The 3,169-nt window shown below is 40.9% G+C and carries 4 protein-coding genes; 2 read left to right on the plus strand and 2 right to left on the minus strand.

The window, feature by feature from the left end:
* Positions 1-164: 164 nt before the first annotated feature.
* A complete protein-coding gene (locus tag QNK26_RS05890) occupies positions 165-1,010 on the minus strand; it encodes a TauD/TfdA dioxygenase family protein (protein ID WP_319221490.1) in 846 nt (281 codons plus the stop codon).
* Positions 967-2,079 carry a hypothetical protein gene (locus QNK26_RS05895; protein WP_319221492.1) on the minus strand — a complete coding sequence of 371 codons (1,113 nt, stop codon included), beginning with the start codon at positions 2,077-2,079 and terminating at the stop codon, positions 967-969. Before QNK26_RS05895 ends, QNK26_RS05890 begins: the two co-directional genes overlap by 44 nt.
* Positions 2,080-2,355: 276 nt before the next feature.
* On the opposite strand from QNK26_RS05895, the gene QNK26_RS05900 reads away from it, so the two are divergent.
* Both QNK26_RS05900 and QNK26_RS05905 read left to right on the plus strand, forming a co-directional pair.
* A complete protein-coding gene (locus QNK26_RS05900; RefSeq protein WP_319221493.1) occupies positions 2,356-2,745 on the plus strand; it encodes a diacylglycerol kinase in 390 nt (129 codons plus the stop codon).
* 2 nt (positions 2,746-2,747) lie between these two features.
* Positions 2,748-3,169 (plus strand): phosphoethanolamine transferase domain-containing protein (locus QNK26_RS05905; protein ID WP_319221495.1); only part of this gene is annotated, 422 nt, incomplete at its 3' end.

The following is a 3,169-nucleotide window of genomic DNA, read 5'->3' on the forward strand; positions in this document are numbered from 1 at the left end:
GCAATTTTAACAAGCGATTTAGTGTAAATTAATGAAAAATAATTCGCCCACTTACTGAAACGAACAGGATCAGAATAAGCATCATTCAATATGATACTTATACCAAAGGTAATGCGGTGTAGTTGTGTGAGGAGAGGAGAAATTACTTGCTCTGCAGCTTATGGCTAGACGACAGTAACGCGATGTAATTTACGCGGGTTATCAGCATAATCAATCACCGCAAAATGTTGGGTACAACGGTTATCCCAAATGGCTAATGAGTTAGCTTGCCACTTAAAACGCACTTGATATTCAGGTTGGCGTGCTAGGGTAAACAATTTAGCTAGCAAGGCATTACTGTCATCACGATTGATACCTATAATGTAACGAGTAAATTGCTCATTAATAAAAAGTATTTCTTCTCCAGTTTCTGGATGAAGCGTTATGACCGGATGAGAAACGGGCGGATTTTTCGCTGCTACCGCGATAACCTGCTTTTGCCAATCTTCGGTTATCTCGCTGGATTCAATCCCATCGAAAGCAAATAGCGCGTGCATAGCGGACAATTCACGCAGCTGCGCTTTATCTTGTTCTGGTAAGTCACGAAATACTGCCGTCATCGAGCACCATAACGTATCACCACGGCATGCAGGTACATGTTGCGCATGCAATACCGAGGCTTTAGAAGGCTGATCTCGCCACGTATGATCGGTATGCCAAAAGCTTTCTAATGGTGGTTTACCTGGTACTGTTTCAATCACACTGACTTGAGTCGCACTGCTAACATGTGGGAAAAACGGATGAGTCGCCTCTAACTCACCAAAACGTGCCGCGATGGTTAGATGCTGCTGTGGCGAAAAAAATTGCTCACGCAAAAAGATAACCTGATGGGTAAGCCAAGTCTGATAGACAGCTTTAAAAGTATCATCATCACATGTCGCAAGATCCACATCGTGGATCACCGCGCCAATATGTGGAGTCAGTCGCTCAATCTTCACCGCGTTCACTTGCTGCGATATCGAGATCAGCACTCACTTTTTCTTGATCTACATTTTCATTTTCAACGACTGCGGATTTCACTTTTTCTGCTAAAGAAATAATGAGCTGCGCTTGTTCATCATTGAATAATTGCTGCTGACTCAATTTATTTTGCACGGCATCTTCAAAATACGTGACTTGCTCAACATACGATAAGCTAGAAATATCTGTAGCAAATAAATTAAAGGCCACCGTAGCTATCGAGTCACGATAACGTAATGCGATCTTTTCACTTTCCGAACGGTCAATACTCTTGATCCAGTTAACTTCCGCGGTCACATTATTCGCGCGACGCAAATCATCTTCAACTTTAGCTACCATTTTATCAATCACCGTTTGCGCTCGCGGCGCAACAATGATCGCGTCATTCAATTGCTTTATGCTTAACTGGATTTGCAGGTAAGTTTGTGGGATCAAGTCTTGATCAAGCTTCTTCATTTTCGTTACTAAAGGATTGTAATAATTACTTTTAACAATTCGGATCTCGAGCTGTAATAAACGCGCCTGAATAGCAGCACTCTCCTTTGCATAATCATCCGTTGAATTATCATCTTCAATATCGGCAATTAAGTCAGCCATAGTATCATTAATATCAGTTAATGCACTTCGCCATTGACCATGCACTTGTGGCGTCAAGTATTCAATATCAGCGAGTTGCAGGGCTAAAAATTCAGACACTAATAATTTAATACGCGCAGCGTTGTCTAACGCTTCCTGCGCTTGTTCAATTTTAGCGATTACTTTGCTTTCAGAAGGCCCACCAAAAAAGCCTTGATCGTTAGGATCAAACTTCGCCACCAGCGTACGCATCGATCTGACCGCAGAGTTGATTTTTTTCCAACTATCAGGGGCGAAATACACGTAGTTCTCGTTTTTACCCGATTCATATTGTTGCTCAACATGTTCAGCTAATGCTTTTATTTTTTGTATCGCCAGTGTTGCTTCATCCATGATCTCAACATCATTGGTATTATGAACATTATTTTGCGTTGATTCAGTCGACGCACAACCTGATAATCCAGCAACCGATATAACGATCGCAGCAAACAGGGTTTTCTTCATTTCGTTCATCCAATATTTAATGGTGTTAAAGCATGGATATTACCTAACACACAGCAAGGTCACAATACAAAAGCTTGAATTGTGTGCCGATAACACATTTATAATCACTAAACCGCCACCTTAAGCGAAATCCCCCCTGGTAACTATGGCTTATATAAACCCTAAATATTATCTATTTTTCCGCTTACACACGCTTACAGTCTCTTACGATATATCCCACGATTATGTTGTCTTAACTCCGGTAGTGATTGACATTAATATAGAGGCGACGAGCTAATGAATCAAAGTAATACAATAGACAACACCGGTAAACCAGGGTTCACAGGATTAACCCGTATTATTAAAGCCACTCAATATTCACTTAAAGGGCTACGCGCTGCATTTAAATACGAATCAGCCATCAGACAGGAATTATTATTACTGCTTATTCTAACGCCGATAGCTTTGCTATTAGACGTCAGCAATGTCGAGAAAATACTGCTGGTAGCCTCATTAGTACTGGTGATCATTATCGAACTCGTTAATTCAGCAATAGAAGCCGTGGTCGATCGTATCGGTACTGAACGGCATGAATTAAGTGGTCGCGCTAAAGATATCGGCTCTGCCGCTGTATTTGTTAGTTTGTGCTTAAGTGCATTTATCTGGTTCATGATAGTGGTACTATAACGATGAAAAATTTCCGCATTAATATCAGCATGACTAAATTCCTATTGCTGTATTCAGTATATTTTGGCTTTGTACTCAATATCCCCATTTTATCTCGCTTAATGGAGATCACCGCCGACAGCAACCTCGGCCTATTTGTCTATACCGCGCCGCTATTACTGACTTGTGCTTTCGTGGTGATTTTTTCGTTATTTGCGCTGCCTTATTTTGCTAAGCCGTTTTTTATACTGGTTGTTATATCCTCCGCCGCCGCTTGTTATGCGACCTTAAAATACGGGGTGTTATTTGACTACAGCATGATTGAGAATGTGATTGAAACCAATTCCGGTGAAGTTATTTCCTATGTCAATGTAAGCTCCATTTGCTATCTTTTTTTTGCCGGTATTGTACCAGCGATATTAATTGCCTTAATTCGATTTAATAC

The organism is Moritella sp., from assembly GCF_033791185.1.
Taxonomy (GTDB): Bacteria; Pseudomonadota; Gammaproteobacteria; order Enterobacterales; family Moritellaceae; genus Moritella.